This is a genomic window from Flavobacterium branchiarum, from assembly GCF_030409845.1.
GTDB lineage: Bacteria > Bacteroidota > Bacteroidia > Flavobacteriales > Flavobacteriaceae > Flavobacterium > Flavobacterium branchiarum.
In genome coordinates, this window is sequence record NZ_JAUFQQ010000005.1 from 734602 (window position 1) to 758415 (window position 23814).

Consider the following 23814-nt stretch of genomic DNA (forward strand, 5'->3'; position numbering starts at 1 on the left):
GTTTCTCAAAGCGGGTGCAAAAGTAATGAACTCCTTTTTAACTGGCAAGATAATTTTGAAGTTTTTTTTTAGAAATTTTTATTTCTAATTTTCTTCTCTAATCTTAGCAGTATTTCAAGGAACTTCGCTTCTTTTGCGGGGTGCAAATGTAACTTTCGTTTTCCAAACTCACAAGCTTTTTTTAATCTTTATTTTTAAAACTTTCGTTTCTAATTTTAATTGTTTGCTTGTCAGTATTTCAGTGAACGTCTTGTTTGTTGCGGGTGCAAAACTACCACCTTTTTCTAGATAAACAATACTTTCCGCTTGTGTTTTTGCGTTTATTTTTTGATTATTCCTTAATGTATTGATAACACTATATTTACGATTTGAGTGTTTTTTGCGATTTGTGAGTATTATCGCAGTTAGAATGCCTTTTTGGCAAAAAGTCTGCTGTTCTTAGTTCAATTATTATGTGATTCTTATCAAGAGAGCCTCTTTTTTGACAAGCAATACACGCTAAACCTCTTGTAAACACTCAAAATACCAATCAAAGCTATTCTCTCCTATATATAATAAGGAGCATTCATCATTCCTTTATATATACCACTCAATTTCATCTTTAATAACTTCATTCTATAATACTAAACCACTACCCTAGCCCCGATAGAAATGGAAATCCTTTTTGCCGGGGTTCGGCATAAAAGATTGAAATGTATAGCGGGATTAAGCTCCTGATAAAATTTACTCTTATATATAGTATAAACTTCTACATATATATTGTATGTATTTTTGTAATCCCCTATATTTGCATTCATAAAATTATAAACAATGATTAAGATTACTTTACCCGATGGGTCAGTTAGAGAGTATGCTTCTGGCGTAACTCCTATGGAGGTTGCAAAAAGCATTAGTGAAGGATTTGCTCGAAATGTGATTTCAGCTTCTTTTAATGGTACAACTATTGAAACCGAAACTCCACTGACGACCGATGGTAGTCTTATTTTATATACATGGAATGATGCAGAAGGTAAAAAAGCTTTTTGGCACTCGACTTCTCACGTAATGGCTCAAGCCCTTGAAGAGCTTTTCCCTGGAATTAAACTAACTCTAGGACCTGCAATTTCTAATGGTTTTTATTATGATGTTGATTTTGGAGACCAAAAGATAACTGATGCTGACTTTAAAAGAATCGAAGATCGTGTTCTTGAGATTTCTAGAGGTAAACACGAATTTAAAATGCGTCCTGTAAGCAAAGCTGAGGCTTTGGAATTATACAAGGACAATGTTTACAAAACGGAATTAATCTCTAATCTTGAAGACGGAACTATTACTTTCTGCGATCATGCTACTTTTACTGACTTATGTCGTGGTGGTCATATTCCTAACACTGGAATCATCAAAGCAATGAAAGTAATGAGTGTTGCGGGTGCTTACTGGAGAGGTGACGAAAAGAACAAGCAATTAACTCGTGTTTATGGAACTTCTTTTCCTAAACAAAAAGACTTAACTGAATATTTGGAACTTCTTGAAGAAGCTAAACGTCGTGATCACCGTAAGCTTGGTAAGGAACTTGAATTATTTGCTTTCTCTCAAAAAGTTGGTCAAGGTTTGCCTTTATGGTTGCCTAAAGGTGCTGCTTTGCGCGATAGATTGGAGCAGTTTTTAAAGAAAGCGCAGAAGAAAGCTGGTTACGAACAAGTGGTTACTCCTCATATTGGTCAAAAAGAATTATACGTTACTTCTGGTCACTATGCTAAATATGGTGCTGACAGCTTTCAACCTATTCACACTCCAGCTGAAGGAGAAGAGTTTTTATTAAAACCAATGAACTGCCCTCATCACTGTGAAATTTACAACGTAAGACCTTGGTCATATAAAGACTTACCTAAGCGTTATGCTGAATTTGGTACTGTTTACAGATACGAACAAAGCGGTGAGCTACATGGTTTGACTCGTGTACGTGGTTTTACTCAGGATGATGCTCATATTTTTTGTACTCCTGAGCAATTGGACGAAGAATTTAAAAAAGTAATCGACCTAGTTCTTTACGTATTTGGTTCTTTAGGTTTTGAAAACTTTACAGCTCAAATTTCTTTACGTGATAAAGAAAATAGAGACAAATATATTGGTAGTGATGAAAACTGGGAAAAAGCAGAAAATGCCATTATCAATGCAGCGGCTGACAAAGGCTTAAATACTGTGGTTGAATATGGTGAGGCTGCTTTTTATGGCCCAAAACTAGATTTTATGGTAAAAGATGCTTTAGGAAGACAATGGCAATTAGGAACTATTCAAGTTGACTACAACTTACCTGAGCGTTTTGAACTTACTTACAAAGGAGCTGACAATGAATTACATAGACCTGTAATGATTCACCGTGCTCCTTTTGGTTCGATGGAACGCTTTATTGCAATCTTACTAGAACACACAGCAGGAAATTTCCCACTCTGGTTGATGCCAGAACAGGCTATAATCTTGTCTTTGAGCGAGAAATATGAAATATATGCTAAAAAAGTTTTAGATTTGCTAGAAAATCACGAAATTCGCGCCCTAATTGACAACAGAAGTGAAACCATAGGTAAGAAAATTAGAGATGCAGAAATGCAGAAATTACCGTTTATGCTGATTGTAGGTGAGGAAGAAGAGAAAAACGGTACTATTTCTATTCGCCGTCATGGTCAAGAAGGAAAAGGAAACATAACAGTTACAATTGAAGAATTTGTCGCAATTGTAGACGAAGAAATAAAAAAGACATTAAAAGTATTTACAGTTTAACTTAAATTATAAAGTCATAGCAATAAGAAGCAACAGAGGTTACCAACCTCGCGTAGAAAAAAAAGATGCACACAGAATAAACAATCTTATTCGTGTTCCTGAAGTACGCCTTGTAGGCGAAAACATTGAGCCTGGCGTTTATAAAATAGCCGAAGCTCTACGACTAGCTGATCAATTTGAATTAGATCTAGTTGAGATTTCGCCAAATGCAGAGCCACCGGTTTGTAAAATCATGGATTACAAGAAATTTGTTTACGAACAAAAGAAACGTGATAAAGTCCTGAAAGCAAAATCGACTCAAGTTGTAGTGAAAGAAATTCGCTTTGGTCCTCAGACTGATGAGCATGATTATGAGTTTAAGAGAAAGAACGCAGAAAAATTCTTGAAAGAAGGTGCTAAATTAAAAGCATTTGTATTCTTTAAAGGACGTTCTATTATCTATAAAGATCAAGGTCAGATTTTACTATTGAGACTAGCTACAGATCTTGAAGAATATGGTAAAGTAGAAGCTATGCCTGTTCTGGAAGGAAAGAGAATGATTATGTTCATTGCTCCGAAGAAGAAGAAATAGTTTTCAGTCATAGAGTTGCAAGTATCAGTTATGAACTTGAATCTTTAAGAATGAAACAAAAAAATAAGTAAGTAAGAATAAATTAAAACACTAGGAAAAATGCCTAAAATGAAAACAAAATCTAGCGCCAAGAAACGTTTCAAAGTTACTGGTTCTGGAAAGATTAAAAGAAAGCATGCTTTTAAAAGTCACATCTTGACTAAAAAATCTAAAAAACGTAAATTAGCTTTGACACATTCAGCGTTAGTTCACAAAACAGATATGAAAAGTATCAAACAACAATTAAGAATTATCTAATAATTCTTTAGGTTAAAACATTTAAAAATAACCTTGGAGTTTGGCTTATAATAAGTTCCCTTGATTAAATTCGGGACGCCAGCTACAAAAACACATAAAAATTATGCCAAGATCAGTAAATTCAGTTGCTAAAAGAGCAAGAAGAAAAAAGATAATGAAGCAAGCCAAAGGTTTCTTTGGTAGACGTAAAAACGTTTGGACAGTTGCTAAAAATGCGGTAGAGAAAGCAATGTGCTACGCTTACCGTGATAGAAAAGTGAATAAAAGAAATTTCCGTGCATTATGGATTCAACGTATCAACGCTGGAGCTAGATTGGAAGGAATGTCTTATTCTCAATTCATGGGGAAAGTAAAAGCTAACGGAATCGAATTGAACCGTAAAGTTCTTGCAGATTTAGCTATGAACCACCCTGAAGCTTTCAAAGCTGTACTTAATAAAGTAAAATAAACGTTTTATAAACTCAATTTATATTACTTACTTATATAATAAAAGCCCAATCTTACGATTGGGCTTTTTGTTTTTAAATATAAGATCAAAAAATTATTTTTTCCTGACTACTTCGCACATTCAATCGATCTATAAACTGTAGCAACTTTCTATCGTCTAGAAACCTAATACCTCCACAATTTACTCTACTACAAGTGTTTCATTCAAAATTTAGCTTACAAAAATAAATTCTACTCTATAATCCACTACACATACTGCATAAATCACCTTACCATCCTTTACGTCATAATTATCTTTTACACGATCTCTTTTAACCCATCTTTAGGCTTGTAAAATCGTGTATTAACAAGAATTATTTGTACAGAAACTAATTCTCCTTTTTTTTTAAGATATGCCTCTCAATAATATACTGCGTAATAGGCTTTAATGTTTTTTCAGTTTCAGGATGCAAACCAGGAGCAGTAAAACATTCGTAGCTACCATCAAAAGACTTACCATACCAAACACAAGGTTTTCCCATTTTGAAAAAACTTGTTGTGTCGCAAACTTTAATTTTTTTGAACTTAGAAATTATCCCATCCTCCTTTTTAAGTACTATCGCTCCAAATAGCGCCTTTGAGTTTGCAATCTCATCGCAAGACACAACCTCATAATGATCCACACTCCAAACCATACAATCCCTCACATTATAAAGATTCCACACTACTAAACCAGCCATAAAAATAACCAAACTAAATGTCAAAACTAAATAAACAATCTTAGGTTTAGGCTTTCCTCTAACGGTGAAATTTGTTGAATTACCAACAAATGCTTTTGGTTGAATCTCTGTTGTAAGATCAACAACGGTTTCTTCTTTTATAGCAGACTGCACAGGGACTTCCAAAATAGTTTTAGATTTCTTAGCAATCACTTCTTCTTTTAAAAATTTATTATAAGGCCTCTTTTCAAAATCAACTAAAATTGCTGCCAACTCAATTCTTGCAGTATTATCTGAATCTTTATCTCCAATCAAAAATGAGATAATAGGTCTAAATTTTGCAATTTCAAATTTTGCAATAGCTCTTCTTAAGTCCTCCCCTTCTTTCACATTCAAAAATACTCTTAGCGAATTATCATCATTTATAGATAATGAATTATCAAAAAGCATCAAGCATAAATTACGTAATTGTGCTGGTGATGGATTTAACAAAATACCTGTTGGATCTTCTAATTTATAAGATTGGTATTTTGATTTTATGGCACTTTTATATTCTTCAAAAGTAATTTTACACATAAGTATTAATCGGAATTATTAAACATTTTAAAGCAATCAATAGAATTATCAGCATTACTGGAATTCTATCTCAACACCCCACCAAAACTGACATTTCTTTGCCTCAGAATTAGTTACCGGCTTAATCTGCAGGTTAAGGCAAATGTACAAAACTACTTCTTTCAAAAAGTGCGTGAATCCGTAAGACCGAGTTTATCCGGGAAGTGTAAATAAAATCATACTGCTTCTACCCACTTCACTTCCCAAGAAAAAATCTAAAAAACAATCCGCAAAGTGCGGTTTGTAAATCAGCAAAATTTTCGATTTCAAATCGAACAGGCTGGTCTATGTCTAAATTTTAAACTTAAGAAGATGAAAAGAATTTTCATACTAACGCTTTTTATAGCAACCAACTTAGCTTTTGTTTCATGTACTAATGATGATGTTGAAGATGCAATTAACACTAACAAACCAGTAGCCATCAATGCTTCTATGGTTGATACAGGCGGAGGAGCTAATGGTCAAACACCAATCCCACCACCAAAATAATTCAATTACAATTCAACTAGAATATTGTAAATAATTTTCATATTTTCGGGAAATGAAACTTCAAAAAGTCCATTTCCCGATTTTTATTTTAATAATGATTCTAACAATTGTTTCTTGCAAAAAAGAGTCTAATCTAAATGTGACCCCAAAAAATAACTCTTCTTATAGTTCTTTTTTATCCTTAGCAGATAAGCATACTGAAAACCAAGTATATGATAGTGCTTTTTACTATTATAGTAAATCTAAACAGGTATGTAATACTAATGAAAAAGAAAAAAAAATCTACTCACTATTAAAAATGGCTGCTATACAGCAAATACAAGGTGACTATTTTGGCAGTGAAACTAGTGTAACAGAAGCAATCCCTTTTTTTACAAAAACAACTAATCCTTTTTATAAATGCGCTGTATATAACATTTTAGGGATCAACTATGAAAGATTAAATGAATATGATGATGCTATTTATAATTACAACAAAGCAATTACATTTGCTGAAATAGATTTGCAAAAGGACATATTAAGAAACAATATTGCTGTCGTTTATCAAGGTAAGAATAATCACAAACAAGCAGAAAAAATTCTCTACGCTCTAAGTCAAAAAAAAAGTATTATAAGTGATCCTAAGAATCAAGCTCGGATACTTGACAATTTAGGCTATTCCTATTATAAAAATGGTAACCCAAAAGCTTTAGAATATATCAACAAATCGATAATAATAAGAGAAAAAATAAATGATGATTTCGGATTAACGACGAGTTACATGCATCTTGCAGAATTATATTCAAATTTAAATAATAAACTTGCAAATAAATATGCGAATATAGCTTATCAAAAAGCTACCGAAACTAATAACATAGATGATCGCTTGACCGCACTCGAATTAATAATCAAGAACTCAACAGGCGAAGAATTAAAAAAGAAGACTCTACTCTACTTAAAAGTAAATGAGAGTATAAGTAAATCTAGACAAAAAGCTAAAAATCAATTTGCAAAAATTAAATACGATTCTAAACTTGATCGCGAAGAAAATCTAAAACTGAAAAACCAAAAAGCTGAGAATGCATTACAATTGGAAAAGGTTAAAAATAGAAATTTAACCTTATACATTATAATTGGACTTGTTTTAGGATCTGTTTTTTTCCTTTATTATTATTTAACAACAAAAGGAAGACGAGAAAAAACTGCGGCAATATATGAGTCTGAAATTAGAATTTCTAAAAAACTCCATGATGAACTTGCCAATGATGTATATCACACTATTGTTTTGGCAGAGACCAAAGATCTGTCTACATCTGAAAATAAAGAAATTCTTCTTTCAAATTTAGACACAATATACTCTGGAACTAGAAACATTTCAAGACAGAATAGCACTATTGATACTGGAGAAAATTTCGAGAATGAATTAAAGGAAATATTATCTAGTTACAATGGCAATGAAACAAACGTGATTATAAACAATAGTAATGCTATTAACTGGTCTAAAATTCAAGCTGAGAAGAAAATTGCATTATATCGCGTACTACAAGAATTATTAGTAAATATGAAAAAACACAGCCGATGTACCTTTGTTGTTATTGGTTTTGAGGAAAATGAAAAACATATTCAAATTCAATACTCTGATAATGGAATTGGTTTCAGTGAAAAAATGAATTTAAGAAATGGTCTTAAAAATGCGGAAAACCGTATTCACAATATAAAGGGAACTCTTACTTTTGAATCGGAACCTAATAAAGGTTTAAAAGTAAAAATTTCATTTCCAAAATAATTTAAGTATATGTTTACAAAAGTTTTGATAGCAGAAGATATAGATTTTAACGATATTGCGGTTGTACAAGTGCTTCGTGAACTTGATGTTCCCGAAATTGACTATGCTAAATATTGTGATGATGCCTTTCTTAAAATGAAAAAAGCACACTTTGATAACAATCCTTATCAATTATTAATTACTGATTTATCATTTAAACCTGATTATCGAGAAAATGATTTAAAATCTGGTGAGGAACTTATTGCTGCTGTAAAAGAATTATTTCCTGACATAAAAATAATTGCATTTTCTATTGAAGATAAATCATATCGCATTAAGAAATTGTTTAACCAATACAACATAAATGGTTTTGTAATGAAAGGACGCAATAGTATTCCTGAATTAAAAAAAGCAATAGAAAATGCTTTTAATACTGATGAGAAATATCTTTCTCAAGAATTAAACTACATCCTTAGAGACAAAACTGCAAATGAGATAGACAACTACGACATTCAACTTATCAAATATCTTTCTGTAGGTATATCTCAAGAAAGCATGGAAGGGAAGTTTAAAGAAATGGGGATTACTCCTAACAGTAAAAGCACCATCGAAAAACGTCTTAATAAACTAAAAATTTATTTCAAGGCAAATAATCCGACTCACCTTGTAGCTATTGCTAAAGACTTGGGCTTAGTATAATCAGAATTAATTATAGCATCCTTTTCACGCTTTACGGATTACCGTAAGGATGCTCAATTATTTAATTCTATTTTTGGGCAACCAAATCATTATCTAATGAAGAATTCCCATTTCATACTACTATCAAAAAAATATTTAGCAAAGATTATCTCTCCTAAAAATATATTAATATTTAAAACAATACTTCTCTGCTTCATTCTATCTTACGGAATAACTGTATTAGGAGCAATATCTGGCTATATTAACATAGACTGGAAATTATTATTTATTCCAGCAATTATAATATTCCAAGTAGTACTATTAATACTTGCCCTTAAAGATCGGTATCGAAAAATATAATTTTACCCCGCACTACCATTACTAAAAAAACGCTTTTTTTGATTTAAAACAAAATAGCTTTTTTCTAAATAAAATGAACAACGCCACTTCTTTTAAAGTTCTAATCTCTAGTCTTTTTTTAGGATTAATAGGTTGTAAAAATGAGTCTCTAAAAGTAGAAAAAAACAAAACTCAACTGTTTTATAAAGTTGCTATTACTCCAGATGATGTAAAAACAATCACTCTTGAAGAAGCAAAAACATATCATAAGAATATAAATTACCAGTATGAATATCGTACTGGTTTACCAGCAAATTACGAATACACGTATAATGTAAGCGGTTATGACCAAGATGGGAATTTAGTTTCAGGAATTATAAACACTGAGAAAAAATATGGTGCAGGAATAATTGTAAGTAATATTGATGAAGAAATTGATATAAAGGTTGAATGGATTGATCATGGAAAATTAAGAGCTTCGGATGAAAACGGAAACGAATAGATTCTGGTAGTAGATTAATAAATACTAACAATAAATTTAAAAAATGAAGTTTATAATATCAATTATTTTTATTAGTCTAACATCATTTAGTCTAGTAGAAACTAACGTCTACATTTGCGGTCCTCGTGGTGCAAAAAAATATCACTATAAAGAATTTTGTCGTGGTTTAACTGCGTGTAAAAGCCAAACATCAAAGGTTAATTTAAAGCAAGCACAACAATATGGCTTGACACTTTGTGGATGGGAAGACTAAAAAATCTAGGATAATCTTTATATTTGAAAATTAATACCTTTAAATGAAAATCCAGTTTACAATCCTATTTTTATTATTAACCACACTTCTATATTCCCAAACAAAAGTACTTTCTTGGAACATTGAAAACTTTGGAAAATCAAAAACAGAACAAGAAATTGACTTTATTGCCAATACAATAAAAAACCATGATATTATTGCAATTCAAGAGGTTGTAGCTGGTTATGGAGGCTCACAAGCTGTAGCGAAACTTGTAGACCAACTCAATCGAAACGGAAATAAGTGGGATTATTCTATAAGCAATCCAACAAGTAGCAGTGCATACAAAAAAGAACGATATGCTTTTATCTGGAAAACGAACAAAGTAAAGCTAATCGGAAAACCATGGCTCGAAAAAAAATACGAAGAAGAAATAGATAGAGAACCTTACTATGCAACTTTTGAAAAGAACGGTAAAAAATTTACAATTGTAAGTTTTCATGCAATTACAAAAAGTAAACAACCTGAAACAGAAATTAAATATTTTAAATTTTTACCTCAGCAATACCCAAATCTGAACTTGATTTTTGTAGGTGACTTTAATTGCCCACAATCCCATACCGTTTTCAATCCACTGAAAAAAATGGGTTATTTACCAACTTTCGAAAATCAAAAAACGTCTTTGAAACAAAAATGTATTAACAACCAATGTTTAGCCTCTGAATTTGATAATATATTTTATCATTCTTCAAAAATAAAGATTATAAATAAAGGAATAATACATTTCTACGAAACTTTTAATTCTTTAAAAGAAGCCAGAAAAGTATCAGACCACATTCCGATATGGGTTGAGTTTTCTTTAAACTAAAAATTAAGTTTTAAGTTTTTTCTTCTTAGCAGCTGGAAATAATACATTATTCAGAATTAATCGGTAACCTGGAGAATTAGGATGTAAATCTAAAACTGTCGGTGGATCTCCCACTTTATGCTGGTAATCTTCAGGATCATGACCTCCAAAAAAAGTAAACATACCTTTCCCTTTTTCACCATGTAGATATCTAACTTCTCCATTAATTTCACAAGTTCCCATTACCAAAGCACTCGACTTAACAAAAGTTGCGTCGAATGAGGTAGTTTGCCCCATAAATCCTTTTACTAATTGTGTATGATTCTGACATAACATACTCGGAATTGGATCCCACTTTGCTGAAAACTCCATTAGAGTAAAATAGTCTTTTTCCATTGAAATACGTCTTTTGGGAGTCATATCTATATCAGAGAACTCATAAACTTCTGGTTTACGCTCTAATGTATAATCTCTAAAAGCAAATGAATTCGCGTAATTAAGCTTAGATTGATAATTGGGTTCACTCGCATCACCATCAAACATTGCTTCACAAATATCAACACCATCTGCAGCCAAAGCTATATCAAAACTGTCAGTTGCTGAACACATTGCAAACATAAAACCGCCACCAATGACAAAATCTCTAATTTTTTTAGCTACTGCTCCTTTTTCTTTTGCTACTTTATCGTATCCTAATTTTATTGCCAATGCTTCTGCATCTTTCTTTTGCTCAATGTACCATGGTGCATTTTTATAAGCTGCATAAAATTTACCATATTGACCGGTAAAATCTTCATGATGTAAATGCAACCAATCATATAATAATAACTGATCACTTAGAACCTCTTCGTCATAAATTGGTGTAAAAGGAATTTCTGCATATGTTAATACTAAAGTCACGGCATCATCCCATGGTTGTTTTCCTTTAGGAGTGTAAACAGCTATTTTAGGAGCTTTTTCAAGAATTACGGTTTCCATATTTTGAGATGGACTTGAAATTTCATTTAAAATAGAATTTTCTTCACTATCAGAAAGTATTTCAAAACTTACCCCTCTTATTTTACATTCTTTACGAATCTCTTCTGTATCTGGTAATAGAAAGGAACCTCCTCTATAATTAAGTAACCAACTGGCTTTATAATTCTTACTCAAACACCAGTAAGTAATTCCATATGCTTTAAGATGATTTTGTTGGGTAGTTTCATCCATTGGAAGTAAAATAAACGAAGCCTTTCCACTAAATGATAATAAAAAGAATAAAACGTAAGCAATATAATATTTCATTTTAAATGTATTTTTATTTTATCCACTTTCAATAAGATTGTTCAATTCATTGTCAAATAAAAACACGTAAAAACACGTAAAAACACGTAAAAACACGCATAAATTCATCAATAAGTCTAGTTAAATTTGTTATCCTACATAACCGACTACTAATTAACTATGAAAACTCAAGCAATGAAACTTAATGAAACAAATAACAAATCTAAACATACGAATTTATTTCGGAAAATAGGCATCTGTTTACTAGTACTAACAATAATACTATATTACATTTTATCTATTCAATTTTTAGCTAGTAGTGAAATTAATTAAAATTATTAATTTGCGAGAGCAGTAATTTCGTTTTGAATAGCATAGACAACTAAACCTGCAGTATTTTTAGATTCTGTTTTAAGTAATAAATTATTACGATGTCCTTCTACAGTTCTAGGGCTAATAAAAAGTTCTTCTGCAATTTCAGCTGTACTTTTTTGCAAACAAATCAATCGTAAGACTTCTATTTCACGTGCCGAAAGAAAATTAGTATCTAGATTACATCTTGTATTTTTTCCTGCTTTGGCAATATTTTGAATAATGTTAAGTACGTTGTCATTATAATAATATCCCTTTGAGCTTACTTCATTAATTGTGTGGATTAAATCTTTTGGTGTTGCATTCTTTATTAAATAAGAAACGGCACCAACTTGTAACATATTTGCTACAAATGATTTAGTATCATAACTCGTTAGAGCGATAATTTTAATATCAGGAAAACTTTTATGAATAATTTTAGTTGCTTCTACTCCATTTAAAACTGGCATTTTTAAATCGATGATAATTATATCCGGTTGACTAGTTGTTTTTTCAAGATAAGCTATTAGTTCACTCCCATTTGATGCTTCAAAAACAACCTTAAAATTTTCTTCTCGTTCCAATAAAAAGATTATTCCTTTACGAAATAAAATCTCATCATCAACTAAAATTATTTTTATAGGAGTTTTCATTTTTTCAAATATCACTAATTAACCTTCATGTTATTAACAAATTTAGAGGTTAATAACAGTAAGAAAAAGGAATTTACCCTGCGAAAATACAAAAAATGTATACTTAAACAATAAAAAATGATTCTAAAAAGTAAAAACTATTGAAACTCCTTTGTTTAAAGCAGAATTTACAGAAATAGTTCCATTCAAAAAAGAGATTCTACTTTCTATATTTTTCATACCAAGTCCTTTCAGATTCTCTGGGTTACTATTATCGAAGCCAACTCCGTTATCAGAATATAAACCTGTATTTATACCTTTATTATCCTCAAAGGAAATAGAAATTTGAGTCGCTTTACCATGACGTAATGAATTATTCATCAGTTCTTGTAAAATCCTAAAAACATGCAAATGCTTGTCTTTATACATTTCATCAAATTGAACTTCGTTATTATAATCTACCTTAACTGCTTTACTACTTTCAAACTCCAAACATAATTCTTCTATTCCAGCGTGCAATCCAAATTTTTCTAAAACGGGTGGAAATAAACCATGAGCAATTTTCCTAGAACTATCAAGTGCCTTTGCTGTCAGGTCGATAATATTTCCTGTAATTTCCGTTACTTCTTTTTCGGTTAAGTTTGAAGCACGCAGTAAATAACTATTTAATGAAACTACATTGAGTTTAGAACTAATATCATCATGCAAATCTTGAGCAATACGCTTGCGCTCTTCTTCTTGAGTTATAATAACAGCCTGAACTTGCTCTTTTTGGTACTGAATTTCTAAATCTTTTCTTGCTAATTGCTCTTTTATAATTTTCTTCCTTGAAAAATAAAAAAACAATACGAGAACAATTCCCATCAATATGAATGATAAACATCCAAAAACAATTATAGCTACAATTTCACTATCTGGAATTGGGCTTGAATTCATATATCGTGAGTTTTTCTCTTATTAGTTAAAGCAAATTTACAAATAAATATCACATTTAAGCCGATAATTGTAATGCCTAAAAAATAAAAATCTCTGCCAAAATATACATTTTGACAAAGATCTTTTGTTTAATTACTTGTTTATGGCGTCTGATGCCACATTCTTTTTACATATTCATCTTTAGCTAATTTGAAGTAACTCTTTTCTTATCCTTTTCTACTTAATGTAGCTTTTTTTGCTCTAAAAACAAACAATTTAACGTTACTTAATCAAGTAAAACTAATTCAGGGAATTTGCTTCCTTCTTTTTATAGAAACTTTTTTTCCATTCAACTAAAATAAATATCTGAAAGATTACATATAAAAAATAATTTATCCGTGAAGGCACTTTATAATATTCGGAACTTAGCATTACCGATAAATTACCAACTAAGAATAGAATTGTACTTCCAAATAAATACATCATAATACCTATGTTGATATAATAAAATTCTTTTTTACTATTCAACATGTTGTAAAAATGGAAAGTTGCAAAAATTAATAATAAAAATGAAGTTATGAATATTTCGTATAAATTGAATTTAAAAAGTAAATCGGGACTAATGATGTATTGGATAGCCAAACTTAATAGAGCCATAGCACCTGTGATCTTGACTACTTTTTTCTGAAATTTATCAGTTAATAAATTATAATAAAAAAGACCGAGCATAATAAACTGCCCAATAAAATAAAAATGTGACAAAAACAGGTTATTCAATCCTAATTTCCTCAACACAAGAGTAATAACTTGAATACATAGAATTAAAAAAAGGTAAGCTGTAAATATCAAATAGCATTTTTGTTTTTTAGAAAGGCCAATTGCAAATGCAATAAAATTAATGAGTAAAAGGAAAAAACCAAAATAAGCAAGAAATGAATACATAAATTAGTTTTAATTTAAAGGGCTTGATGGGTCACCTTGTGGAGGACATGGTAGGCTAAAATCATAAATAGCTGGAGGCAAAGCTTTTGCACTAACACCTTCACTATCTTCACTGTCTTTACTCTCGGAACTCTTAGGTAACATATCTTCGTAAATAAGCGTTTTTTCGTTGTATTTAGTTCCTACAATCATTAATGTTTGTACTCCTTCATCGTTTATCCCGATGTAAGCTCTCGCAGCATCTATTCCTTGCGCTAAAACCATTTCTAAATTTATTTTTGGAATTAAAAAGGCACGTACCTTATTCTTACCCTCAATTTCATTTTTTGGATCTTTCCATTTTTTTGTCCATTTTTCAGCTGTTTCTAAAGAAATTTCGGTGTCTTTTTCTCTTAATTTTTTGTTTTCTGACATAATTTAGATTTTGTTTATTATAATTAAACTTAGGTTGTTAATATAATCGCTAAACTACAGTTTTTTATCCTTTTAACAAAAAATATATTATTAAGTATACACTTTTAAAAAAAGTTAAAATTATTTTATATTTTAACTTTTTTTTAACATTACCAATACTATTAAAGATATAATTTTATTGTGATAATTCCAAAACACAACATACACCTTACTGATAAGTAACAAGTTACATGTTTATTATAAAAACACGTATAAATACGTGTTCCCGTAATTTCATAATAATATAATTTTGAATTTAACTAATTAAACTAAAAAACTATGTCTACAGAACCATTTGTTGGAGAAATTAAAATTTTCGCATTCAACTTTGCACCACAAGGATATCTTACCTGTCAAGGTCAAACTATCGGTATTCAACAAAACACAGCATTATTCTCACTCATAGGCACTTACTATGGGGGAAATGGACAAACAACTTTTGCGCTTCCTAATTTACAAGGTCGTATGCCAATTGGGCAAGGACAAAGCTCTTTGGGAGGAAGCTTTGTAATGGGACAATCAGGAGGTAATACAGCTCTTTCAATATTAACATCAAACATTCCTCCACATATTCACACTCTGAATAATGTAGCTGTAAAAATTAAAGCATCTTCTGCTAACGCTGATGAATCTTCTGCCGAAGGAAACTTCCCCGCCACCACAAAAGCATCAACTTATTCTGGAAATGGAGCTACTAATAATGTTTTCACTGGAGGAACCGCAATTACAGGAAACACAGACATAACAGGTTCGGGCATACCTTTAGACATATCTAATCCTTATTTAACGATAAATTACTCTATTGCTATACATGGTATTTTCCCAAGTAGAAACTAATTATAAAGAGGGAATTATCATAAAGGGAATTTCCTCTTTTACTATTTAAGACATATGCAAACTATAGGAATTTTGCTAGCACGATCTACCTACTATCAAAATATAAGTTTTGATTTATATGAAGGTCTCCGCTCTGGATTAAATTATTTGGGGCTAAATGAAATTAAAATTGTTACTGAAAATATAGGATTTGGAGCTGATAAACAACAATGCTACCGTAGTGCTGAAAAGCTTTTACTTGAAGAAAATGCATCAATTGTAATTGCTTATATAGGACATCGGACAGCACAACTCTTACGCCCTCTTTTTCTTGCAGCAAATAAAATATTGATTGTTTTAGATGCTGGTGCAAATATGCCAAATGAATGGCCATCTTGCCCAAATATTATCTATCATTCTTTGCATAATTCTTTAGGAGCTTCGCTTGCCGCGAAAGAAGCAACAAATGATGGATATAAAAATGCTGGAATGGTCACTGGATATTATGATGGAGGATATTTACATACATATAGCATCTCTAAAACATTTCAAGATACTGGAGGAACAATATTATTTAATCATGTAACTGGTTACCAGTCCAATGATTTTACAATGGAACCTTTAAAAGAACATTTAAATAATTATCCAGATAGTGCATTATTAAGCATTTTTAGTGGAGACTACATTGAATGGTATTTTAAACAGATTAAAAACACTTTTGAAGGAAAAAATATACCGATTTATTTAACTCCTTTTGGCTTAGAAGAAACAACGTTGGGTAATTCAATTTATCCAGGTAAAAATGTAAAAGGCATTGCTGCTTGGTCTAAAAAAATAAAGACACCCGAAAATGAAATGTTTATTGAAACAATAAGAGAATTAGGTAGAACACCTAATCTCTTCTCATTACTGAGTTGGGAAAGCGCATTTATTGTATCAAAAATACTGGAACTATCTAAAAAGCATAAAAATAATATAGTAGATATCGTTAAAGAACTTCACTCATTCTCATTTATAAGTCCAAGGGGACGAATTTATTTTGATCCAAAGACGAATACTACTATCGCTCCTTTATACAAAGCAACAGTTATTGCAGATCTAGATGGAAAATGTGAATTACAATTAGAAGGTGAGGCAATAGACGTAAATGAATATTACAAAAAGTTAGTAAATCAAGAATTAGATCAAGCTACATCAGCTTGGCATAACAGTTACATCTGCATCTGATATATGGAAATACAGAAAAAGATAATGGTATTATGTGGAGGGAAATTCGCATTTAAAACATTACAATTACTAGCATATGAAAACTTTATATGCGCAATTGGGATAGGAAAAAGTAATAATTCAATAATAGATGCTTTAGAAAGTGAAGCCCAAAACAATAATTTAGGTTTTAAATCTTTTCCATCAAAAAAAAATATGGAAGAAATGAGAGACTGGATTGATAGTATTAAACCTGATTATATATTTTGTATTTCATTTCCATTTTTAATTCCTGAGTCTGTTTTATCATATGGCACTAACAAATTCATCAATTTTCATCCTGCTCCATTACCACAGTATCGTGGGCCGATGCCAATTTTTGAAGTATTGAAAAATCAAGAAACAGAAACAGCAATCTGTGCTCATTTCATGAATGAAAAATTTGACGAAGGAAATATAATTTTTAATGACACTATAAAAATTAAAAAAAATGATACATATGGAAGCCTCACAATGAGATTAAGTGACCGCCTGTCTCAAATTGCATTAAATATGGCAAATATGCTACAATTTGCAAATAATATTCCTAACCAGACTCAAGATGCAACCTTAGCGTATTATTATGAAAAACCGGAACTAGCTGATACTTACATAAATTGGAAACGTAAGAGTGCTGAAGAAATTATAAGCTTAATTAACGCATGTAACCCATGGAATTCAGGTGCCGACGCTACTTTAATGGATGAGCAAGTAAAAATAATTGCAGCAAAATTACTAGATAAACCTCATAAAGAAGTACCTGGGACAATTATTTCTATAAAAAAAACAATAGATGTAGCCTGTCAAGACAATAAACAAATTGCTATAAAAATACTTAGTACAGACGCAGGTATAATGACAGCCAAACAATACAAATTATTAAAACCATTATTAACCCTAAAATTAAACTAATTATTATACCCCCACTAATTTAAAACAATTGAATTATGAAAAAGAACTTTACTTTAATTTTTACGATAATGCTTTGCCTCTTCTACACTAAGGGGAATACGCAAACGCAATTTTGGTCCGACACATTTGAAGATACTGGAGCTCCAAGCTCTGGTGTAAGAGTCCCATCAATTGAATTTTCTTGTGGTGTACCTGCTACAGCTTATTTTTTTAGAACTACTCCTGCAGGAATTGTTCTTAATAGCCTTATAGCCCCCAACACAAGCTACACAAACTTTCAAGGTAATAAAATATGGGCTGGAGAAGATCTTGATAGGGGCACATCATGTACTAATGCATCTGCACCTGCTAATCAACAAGTTACATGGCCAAACATTAGCATTGCTGGAAAAAGCGGAATATCTTTTAAAGGTTTTTTTGCAGCAAATGACCAAAACATGTGGCAAGGACCTGATAGTGGAGATCAACAAGACTATGTCATAGTAGAATATCAAATTGATGGTGGCGCTTGGACAAAACTATTGGCTTTTTATGCTAGCGCAGCTGATGAGAGTCAGTCGTTAAAACTAGAAACTACAGGAGATTTAATCGGAGATGGAACTGCATTAAGTTATAATTTTGGTGAGTTCACTGCAAATATCCCAGGGACTGGTACAACTTTACAAATACGTTTAAATGCTTTTGCAAATGGAGGACAAACACAAGAGTTTGCTATAGATAACTTCCGTTTGTTTGAAACGCCTGCTTGTACTTCACCTGTAGTAACTACTAACCCACCAAACAGATCTATATGTAACGGCAACAATACTAATTTTTCAATAGTTGCGACTGGAGCTACTGCTACAAAATGGCAAGTAGATCAAACTGGATTAGGAACTTATACTGATATTACAAACGGAGGTGTTTATTCTGGAGCTACTACTACTACATTAACTATAACGGGAGCAACGGGAGCAATGACAGGATACAGATATAGAGCTGTAGCTATTAATGGAGTACCTACATGTTTTGCAAACTCAAATTTTGCTACATTAAATGTTTCTAACATAACCTTAACTGGTGCTCAAGATAATATTGCTTGTCCCGGTACCGCTACTGGTAGGGCTTCTGTTTTTCCAACTGGAGGAATTGGAAACTATACCTACAGTTGGTCTCCTTCTGGTGGAACTGGAGCAATTGCTTCGAACCTAGCGGTAGGAACACATATAGTTACCGTTAGAGATCAGATAGGATGTGAGACTACAAAAACCTTTACTATTACTGAAACAGGAATACCAATAGTTATCACTCCTACACAAACTCCTTCTTGTATTGGAACTTCTAACGGAACAGCATCTGTAAGCGTATCTGGAGGTGCTGGAAATTTCACTTACACTTGGTCTCATTCAGCAGAAACAACTGCTGGAGTATCTGGATTAGCTCCTGGAACCTACACGGTAACTGTAACAGATGCAAATCTTTGCACCAAACAACAGAGTTTCACTATTGTGTCTTCTACGGAAATTACAACAGGAGTAACAAATCAAAGCAATGTATCATGTAATGGGGGATCTAACGGAACGGCTACAGTAATAGCATCCGGAGGTTCTGGAACATATACTTATTCTTGGTCTCCTTCTGGTGGAACAGCTGCAATGGCATCAGGACTTGTTGCTGGGCCTTATACGGTGACAGTAACAGATGGTAATGGTTGTAGTAAACAACAAATTGTAACTATTCAACCTGCTACAGAAATCGTAATTACTCCTTCACAGACCCCTTCTTGTATTGGAAATCCAAACGGAACGGCTACTGTAAGCGTATCCGGAGGTGCTGGAAGTTACACCTATTCATGGTCTCCTTCTGGTGGAACAGATGCAACTGCAACTGGGCTTACTCCTGGAGACTACTCGGTAAATGTAACAGATGCTAATGGTTGTTCGAAAGACCAGAGTTTCACTATTACCTCAGCTTCGCAAATTACAACATCTGCATCACAAACTGATGTTTCGTGCAATGGAGGCTCTGATGGAATAGCTACAGTAACTGCATCTGGTGGTACTGGTGGTTATACTTATTCTTGGTCTCCTACTGGAGGAAATGCTAATGAAGCAACTGGTCTTACACAAGGAGCTTACACTGTAACTGTAACAGATAGTAACTATTGTACTACAACTCAAAATTTCATCATTATAGAACCTACAGCAAGTATTTTATCCATTACCCGTTCTGGCAATATTCTAACTGCAGATCAAGCTGGTGCAACTTATCAATGGTTCACTTGTCCTGGTACTGATATTATCGGAGAAGTTGGTCAATCATTTACACCAACAGCAAATGGATCTTATGGTGTTGCTATAACTTTAAATGGCTGTACCGTTCTTGCTCCATGTGTAAATGTAACTAGCCTAGCAACTGTAGACTTTGAAGAAAAATCTAAGTTCATGATTTATCCTAATCCAAGTCAAGGTATTGTAAACATAAAATCAGATCATGACACAGATGTAAGCATTATCAATCAATCAGGGCAAGTTGTAAAAACTGCTAAAGTAACTGCTGATAATACAAACACTATTAATGTGGAAAACTTAAGTGATGGTATATATTTCATTCGTGAAATGAAAGGCAACAAACCAGCTACTTATAAACTAATACTAAAAAAATAAGCCATAAAAGGGGATATTAAAACGTCCCCTTTTAATTAATTACCCACTAATATGTACAAGAGGGTAAACGTCATTGTGACTCAATTTCATTAATACTATCCAAAAAAAAACTATATGGAAAGAAGATTATTTGTAAAGAAAACAAGTCTATTAACTTCTGGTATTTTAATATTATCAACAGATTCTATATTAGCAACGACAGCTACAACAACTCAAAAAAATGTTACTAACGTAAATTTGATACCAGCACTTGCAATAGGAAAAACAATAATAATTAAAGGTTTAGTCTTAGATGCCAAAACAAATCTTCCCATTAATACTGATATAAAGATAAGTGCAAAAAGGAATCGTTTTTATTCCAAAAATAATTCTCTAAATGCTTTAAATGGAGAATATTCTATTTATACAGGTTTTACAAATTCTGGAAAAATATCTGAAAAATTAAATTTTGAGATTAACGCACCAGGATACAAACCTTATAATGGAAATCTTTACGTTACTAAAAATGGATGCAATGTTCATAGTGATCAATGGCAGTATAATCCAGGATACAAACCTGAATATCGCCCTATTAATAAAGAACAAGTAAATACAATTACATCAACATTCAATTTTTACTTGGTGAAAGCGTCTTAGTTAAATGTAATAATTAGCATAAAAAAAGGAGAAACCATCAATCTGATAGTTTCTCCTTTTTCGTTTTTATATTTATATCATTTTAATGTATTAAAATGGCACATCACTATCATCATCATCGTCGTCATTAAAGTTACTACCAAAAGCTTCATTTGGAGAAGGAAGATTTTTAGTTACAAATGGATTATTATCATCAACATTCATCTTAGAAGGTAAATCGTCATAATTACCTGAAAAATCATCCAGGTTATCAAATTTCCCAAGGTGTCCTATAAATTTCAAACGAACATTTTCGATACCACCATTACGGTGTTTAGCGATCATAATTTCTGCCTGACCAGTTGTTGGCGAAGCTTCATCATCATCCCATTCTTCAATTTTGTAATATTCTGGTCGGTACAAAAACGAAACGATATCAGCATCCTGCTCAATTGCTCCAGATTCACGAAGATCGGATAGCAAAGGACGCTTACTAGATCCACGGGTCTCAACAGCACGCGATAACTGAGAAAGTGCAATAACAGGAACGTTAAGTTCTTTTGCCAAAGCTTTTAAGTTTCGGGAAATTGTCGAGATTTCCTGCTCACGATTTCCTCCTCCTTTATTATTTCCTCCAGCAGTCATTAACTGCAAATAATCAATAATGATAATTTTAATTCCGTGTTGAGAAGCAAGACGACGACATTTTGCTCTTAAATCGAAAATCGAAAGTGATGGTGTATCATCAATAAACAAAGGTGCTTTCTCTAAGTTCTTTACTTTGGTACTCAACATTGTCCATTCATGAGGCTCTAATTTACCCGTACGTAATTTTTCTGATGATAATCCAGTTTCAGAAGAAATCAAACGCGTAATAAGCTGTACTGATGCCATCTCTAGAGAAAACAAAGCCACTGGATGTCCAAAATCGATTGCAATATTTCTCGCCATCGAAAGAATAAACGCCGTTTTTCCCATCGCAGGTCTTGCCGCGATGATAATTAAATCACTTGGTTGCCATCCAGAAGTAAGTTTATCAAGATTAGTAAAACCAGTTTCAACACCACTTAATCCTTCTTGTTTAGAAATTTCTTCAATTTTCTTTTTTGCTTGTAATACCAAACTCTGAGCTGTTTCAGAACTACGTTTAATATTTCCTTGCGTAACCTCGTATAATTTTGATTCAGCTTGGTCTAATAGATTAAAAACATCTGTAGTCTCATCATACGATGCTTCAATGATTTCAGATGAAATTCGAATTAAACTACGCTGAATAAATTTTTGAAGTATAATTCGCGAGTGAAATTCAATATGGGCAGAAGATGCCACTTTTTGGGTGAGCTGAATTAAATAAAAATCGCCTCCTGCTAAATCTAACTTCCCATTTTTTTTAAGTTGAGCAGAAACAGTCAATAAATCGATTGGCTGCGTCTCAGTAAAAAGTTGCACAATTGCTTCAAAAATATATTTATGCGCCTCCTTATAAAAAGCATCTGCTTGTAAAATATCAATTACATCATCAACACCCTTTTTATCAATCATCATTGCTCCAAGTACAGCCTCTTCTAACTCCAGTACCTGCGGGGGAAGTTTCCCTTTTTCTAAATTAATAATTGCGGTTTTATCAACCTTAATTGGGTTTATATTTTTGAAGTTTTCCATATAGCGAATGTAACAAAATTTAGAAGAGAAAAGTCATCTAGTTGTTACGATTAATTGTTTATAAGTTAATGTATATTGTTTAAAACCAAAAAAAAATCCGAAACGATAAGGCTTCGGATTTTTTATAAATTTGTAAGAATTTATTCTTTAAATTCGCCCATCTTACTGTATTTGTCCATTCTTTGGGCAATTAAGTCGGCTGTTGATAAATCTTTTAATTCTTTATATCCTTTAGTGATGTATTGTATAACAGTAGTAAATGTTGTTTCTCTGTCATAATGAGCTCCACCTAATGGTTCTGGAATAACATCATCAACTAATTTTTGTTTTTTCATGTCTGAAGAAGTCAATTTTAATGCTTCTGCAGCTTTCTCTTTATACTCCCAGCTTTTCCATAAGATTGAAGAACAAGACTCTGGAGAAATTACTGAATACCAAGTATTTTCAAGCATATACACTTTATCTCCTACTCCAATTCCTAAAGCTCCTCCTGATGCACCCTCTCCAACGATAATGGTGATAATAGGCACTTTTAAACGAACCATTTCAAAAATATTTCTAGCAATAGCTTCTCCTTGTCCTCTTTCTTCCGCTTCAAGACCTGGATATGCACCTGGAGTATCTACTAAAGTTAAAACAGGAATACCAAACTTTTCAGCCATTTTCATTAAACGCAACGCTTTACGGTATCCTTCTGGATTTGCCATACCAAAATTACGGTATTGACGTGTTTTAGTATTGTAACCTTTTTGTTGACCAACAATCATAAATGACTGCCCATCAATTTTACCTAAACCACCAACCATTGCTTTGTCATCTTTAAAACCTCTGTCTCCATGAAGTTCTAAAAAAGTATCTCCACACATAGCTTTAATATAATCTAATGTATAAGGTCTGTTTGGATGTCTTGACAATTGCACACGCTGCCAAGCAGTTAAGTTTTTATATATACTTCTTTTAGTTTCTTCTAATTTCTTATTAATCTGTTTGCACGTTGGCGTTACATCAACATCTGATTCTTTCCCAATGATAACACACTTTTCTAACTGCTCTTCTAATTCTTTGATTGGAAGTTCAAAATCTAAATATTCCATAGGATTTTTTGAATTTTTGTTTTTAAATCGAACCGCAAATATAAAAATATTAT

Annotated in this window: 22 protein-coding genes; 14 read left to right on the plus strand and 8 right to left on the minus strand. The window is 32.1% G+C overall.

The window, feature by feature from the left end; translation table 11 throughout:
• Positions 1-810 precede the first annotated feature (810 nt).
• The 4 genes from thrS (at position 811) to rplT (ending at position 4073) form a co-directional block, all read left to right on the plus strand.
• On the plus strand, positions 811-2757 hold the full coding sequence (thrS, locus tag QWY99_RS15125) for a threonine--tRNA ligase (protein WP_290266431.1): 1947 nt from the start codon (positions 811-813) through the stop codon (positions 2755-2757).
• A 16-nt stretch (positions 2758-2773) separates the two neighbouring features.
• On the plus strand, positions 2774-3328 hold the full coding sequence (gene infC / locus QWY99_RS15130; protein ID WP_379690543.1) for a translation initiation factor IF-3: 555 nt from the start codon (positions 2774-2776) through the stop codon (positions 3326-3328).
• 99 nt (positions 3329-3427) lie between these two features.
• The gene (gene rpmI, locus QWY99_RS15135; RefSeq protein WP_022827375.1) at positions 3428-3625 is read left to right on the plus strand and encodes a 50S ribosomal protein L35; all 198 of its coding nucleotides are present in this window, start codon (positions 3428-3430) and stop codon (positions 3623-3625) included.
• A 103-nt stretch (positions 3626-3728) separates the two neighbouring features.
• Positions 3729-4073 (plus strand): 50S ribosomal protein L20, encoded by a 345-nt coding sequence (rplT, locus tag QWY99_RS15140; protein ID WP_035633036.1) that lies wholly within the window; start codon positions 3729-3731, stop codon positions 4071-4073.
• Between the two features lie 367 nt (positions 4074-4440).
• On the opposite strand, the gene QWY99_RS15145 is transcribed toward rplT, so the two are convergent.
• Positions 4441-5346, minus strand: a complete 906-nt coding sequence (locus tag QWY99_RS15145; RefSeq protein WP_290266433.1) for a hypothetical protein — start codon at positions 5344-5346, stop codon at positions 4441-4443.
• A gap of 351 nt (positions 5347-5697) precedes the next feature.
• Between QWY99_RS15145 and QWY99_RS15150 the strand changes: the two genes are divergently transcribed.
• The 5 genes from QWY99_RS15150 (at position 5698) to QWY99_RS15170 (ending at position 10237) form a co-directional block, all read left to right on the plus strand.
• Positions 5698-5874 carry a hypothetical protein gene (locus QWY99_RS15150; protein WP_290266434.1) on the plus strand — a complete coding sequence of 59 codons (177 nt, stop codon included), beginning with the start codon at positions 5698-5700 and terminating at the stop codon, positions 5872-5874.
• 52 nt (positions 5875-5926) lie between these two features.
• On the plus strand, positions 5927-7639 hold the full coding sequence (locus QWY99_RS15155) for a tetratricopeptide repeat-containing sensor histidine kinase (RefSeq protein WP_290266435.1): 1713 nt from the start codon (positions 5927-5929) through the stop codon (positions 7637-7639).
• A gap of 9 nt (positions 7640-7648) precedes the next feature.
• Complete coding sequence (locus QWY99_RS15160; RefSeq protein WP_290266436.1) at positions 7649-8317, plus strand: response regulator transcription factor; 669 nt, start codon at positions 7649-7651, stop codon at positions 8315-8317.
• 412 nt (positions 8318-8729) lie between these two features.
• Positions 8730-9137, plus strand: coding sequence for a hypothetical protein (locus tag QWY99_RS15165; protein WP_290266438.1), 408 nt, complete (start codon positions 8730-8732; stop codon positions 9135-9137).
• 296 nt (positions 9138-9433) lie between these two features.
• Entirely contained in the window at positions 9434-10237 is an 804-nt protein-coding gene (locus tag QWY99_RS15170; RefSeq protein WP_290266439.1) for an endonuclease/exonuclease/phosphatase family protein, read from the plus strand.
• A gap of 3 nt (positions 10238-10240) precedes the next feature.
• Here the strand turns inward: QWY99_RS15170 and QWY99_RS15175 are convergent, their stop codons facing one another.
• From QWY99_RS15175 to QWY99_RS15195, 5 genes are all read right to left on the minus strand, one after another.
• Positions 10241-11500: an asparagine synthetase B gene (locus tag QWY99_RS15175; RefSeq protein ID WP_290266440.1), complete on the minus strand. Its 1260-nt coding sequence runs from the start codon at positions 11498-11500 to the stop codon at positions 10241-10243.
• Between the two features lie 317 nt (positions 11501-11817).
• The gene (locus QWY99_RS15180) at positions 11818-12483 is read right to left on the minus strand and encodes a response regulator transcription factor (RefSeq protein WP_290266441.1); all 666 of its coding nucleotides are present in this window, start codon (positions 12481-12483) and stop codon (positions 11818-11820) included.
• A 123-nt stretch (positions 12484-12606) separates the two neighbouring features.
• Positions 12607-13398 (minus strand): sensor histidine kinase, encoded by a 792-nt coding sequence (locus QWY99_RS15185; protein ID WP_290266442.1) that lies wholly within the window; start codon positions 13396-13398, stop codon positions 12607-12609.
• A 279-nt stretch (positions 13399-13677) separates the two neighbouring features.
• Positions 13678-14319 carry a hypothetical protein gene (locus QWY99_RS15190; protein WP_290266444.1) on the minus strand — a complete coding sequence of 214 codons (642 nt, stop codon included), beginning with the start codon at positions 14317-14319 and terminating at the stop codon, positions 13678-13680.
• A 9-nt stretch (positions 14320-14328) separates the two neighbouring features.
• Positions 14329-14733, minus strand: a complete 405-nt coding sequence (locus QWY99_RS15195; protein ID WP_290266445.1) for a hypothetical protein — start codon at positions 14731-14733, stop codon at positions 14329-14331.
• A 318-nt stretch (positions 14734-15051) separates the two neighbouring features.
• On the opposite strand from QWY99_RS15195, the gene QWY99_RS15200 reads away from it, so the two are divergent.
• The 5 genes from QWY99_RS15200 (at position 15052) to QWY99_RS15220 (ending at position 21026) form a co-directional block, all read left to right on the plus strand.
• The gene (locus QWY99_RS15200; RefSeq protein ID WP_290266447.1) at positions 15052-15609 is read left to right on the plus strand and encodes a phage tail protein; all 558 of its coding nucleotides are present in this window, start codon (positions 15052-15054) and stop codon (positions 15607-15609) included.
• 54 nt (positions 15610-15663) lie between these two features.
• Complete coding sequence (locus tag QWY99_RS15205) at positions 15664-16815, plus strand: ABC transporter substrate-binding protein (protein WP_290266449.1); 1152 nt, start codon at positions 15664-15666, stop codon at positions 16813-16815.
• Between the two features lie 3 nt (positions 16816-16818).
• Entirely contained in the window at positions 16819-17745 is a 927-nt protein-coding gene (locus QWY99_RS15210) for a methionyl-tRNA formyltransferase (protein WP_290266451.1), read from the plus strand.
• 35 nt (positions 17746-17780) lie between these two features.
• Entirely contained in the window at positions 17781-20390 is a 2610-nt protein-coding gene (locus tag QWY99_RS15215) for a T9SS type A sorting domain-containing protein (RefSeq protein ID WP_290266452.1), read from the plus strand.
• 114 nt (positions 20391-20504) lie between these two features.
• A complete protein-coding gene (locus QWY99_RS15220; protein WP_290266454.1) occupies positions 20505-21026 on the plus strand; it encodes a hypothetical protein in 522 nt (173 codons plus the stop codon).
• Positions 21027-21116: 90 nt separating this feature from the next.
• On the opposite strand, the gene dnaB is transcribed toward QWY99_RS15220, so the two are convergent.
• Both dnaB and QWY99_RS15230 read right to left on the minus strand, forming a co-directional pair.
• Positions 21117-22667 (minus strand): replicative DNA helicase, encoded by a 1551-nt coding sequence (gene dnaB, locus QWY99_RS15225; RefSeq protein WP_290266456.1) that lies wholly within the window; start codon positions 22665-22667, stop codon positions 21117-21119.
• Positions 22668-22807: 140 nt separating this feature from the next.
• Entirely contained in the window at positions 22808-23761 is a 954-nt protein-coding gene (locus QWY99_RS15230; protein ID WP_290266458.1) for an acetyl-CoA carboxylase carboxyltransferase subunit alpha, read from the minus strand.
• Between the last annotated feature and the right edge of the window lie 53 nt (positions 23762-23814).

Coding starts and splice junctions, on each gene's coding strand:
- QWY99_RS15190 (WP_290266444.1), bottom strand. CDS start 14,319: ATGTATTCATTTCTTGCTTATTTTGGTTTTTTCCTTTTACTCATTAAT.
- thrS (WP_290266431.1), top strand. CDS start 811: ATGATTAAGATTACTTTACCCGATGGGTCAGTTAGAGAGTATGCTTCT.
- QWY99_RS15180 (WP_290266441.1), bottom strand. CDS start 12,483: ATGAAAACTCCTATAAAAATAATTTTAGTTGATGATGAGATTTTATTT.
- QWY99_RS15215 (WP_290266452.1), top strand. CDS start 17,781: ATGAAAAAGAACTTTACTTTAATTTTTACGATAATGCTTTGCCTCTTC.
- QWY99_RS15160 (WP_290266436.1), top strand. CDS start 7,649: ATGTTTACAAAAGTTTTGATAGCAGAAGATATAGATTTTAACGATATT.
- QWY99_RS15195 (WP_290266445.1), bottom strand. CDS start 14,733: ATGTCAGAAAACAAAAAATTAAGAGAAAAAGACACCGAAATTTCTTTA.
- QWY99_RS15145 (WP_290266433.1), bottom strand. CDS start 5,346: ATGTGTAAAATTACTTTTGAAGAATATAAAAGTGCCATAAAATCAAAA.
- QWY99_RS15210 (WP_290266451.1), top strand. CDS start 16,819: ATGGAAATACAGAAAAAGATAATGGTATTATGTGGAGGGAAATTCGCA.
- QWY99_RS15220 (WP_290266454.1), top strand. CDS start 20,505: ATGGAAAGAAGATTATTTGTAAAGAAAACAAGTCTATTAACTTCTGGT.
- QWY99_RS15175 (WP_290266440.1), bottom strand. CDS start 11,500: ATGAAATATTATATTGCTTACGTTTTATTCTTTTTATTATCATTTAGT.
- QWY99_RS15165 (WP_290266438.1), top strand. CDS start 8,730: ATGAACAACGCCACTTCTTTTAAAGTTCTAATCTCTAGTCTTTTTTTA.
- QWY99_RS15170 (WP_290266439.1), top strand. CDS start 9,434: ATGAAAATCCAGTTTACAATCCTATTTTTATTATTAACCACACTTCTA.
- QWY99_RS15230 (WP_290266458.1), bottom strand. CDS start 23,761: ATGGAATATTTAGATTTTGAACTTCCAATCAAAGAATTAGAAGAGCAG.
- rpmI (WP_022827375.1), top strand. CDS start 3,428: ATGCCTAAAATGAAAACAAAATCTAGCGCCAAGAAACGTTTCAAAGTT.
- QWY99_RS15200 (WP_290266447.1), top strand. CDS start 15,052: ATGTCTACAGAACCATTTGTTGGAGAAATTAAAATTTTCGCATTCAAC.
- QWY99_RS15205 (WP_290266449.1), top strand. CDS start 15,664: ATGCAAACTATAGGAATTTTGCTAGCACGATCTACCTACTATCAAAAT.
- QWY99_RS15155 (WP_290266435.1), top strand. CDS start 5,927: ATGAAACTTCAAAAAGTCCATTTCCCGATTTTTATTTTAATAATGATT.
- rplT (WP_035633036.1), top strand. CDS start 3,729: ATGCCAAGATCAGTAAATTCAGTTGCTAAAAGAGCAAGAAGAAAAAAG.
- QWY99_RS15150 (WP_290266434.1), top strand. CDS start 5,698: ATGAAAAGAATTTTCATACTAACGCTTTTTATAGCAACCAACTTAGCT.
- QWY99_RS15185 (WP_290266442.1), bottom strand. CDS start 13,398: ATGAATTCAAGCCCAATTCCAGATAGTGAAATTGTAGCTATAATTGTT.
- dnaB (WP_290266456.1), bottom strand. CDS start 22,667: ATGGAAAACTTCAAAAATATAAACCCAATTAAGGTTGATAAAACCGCA.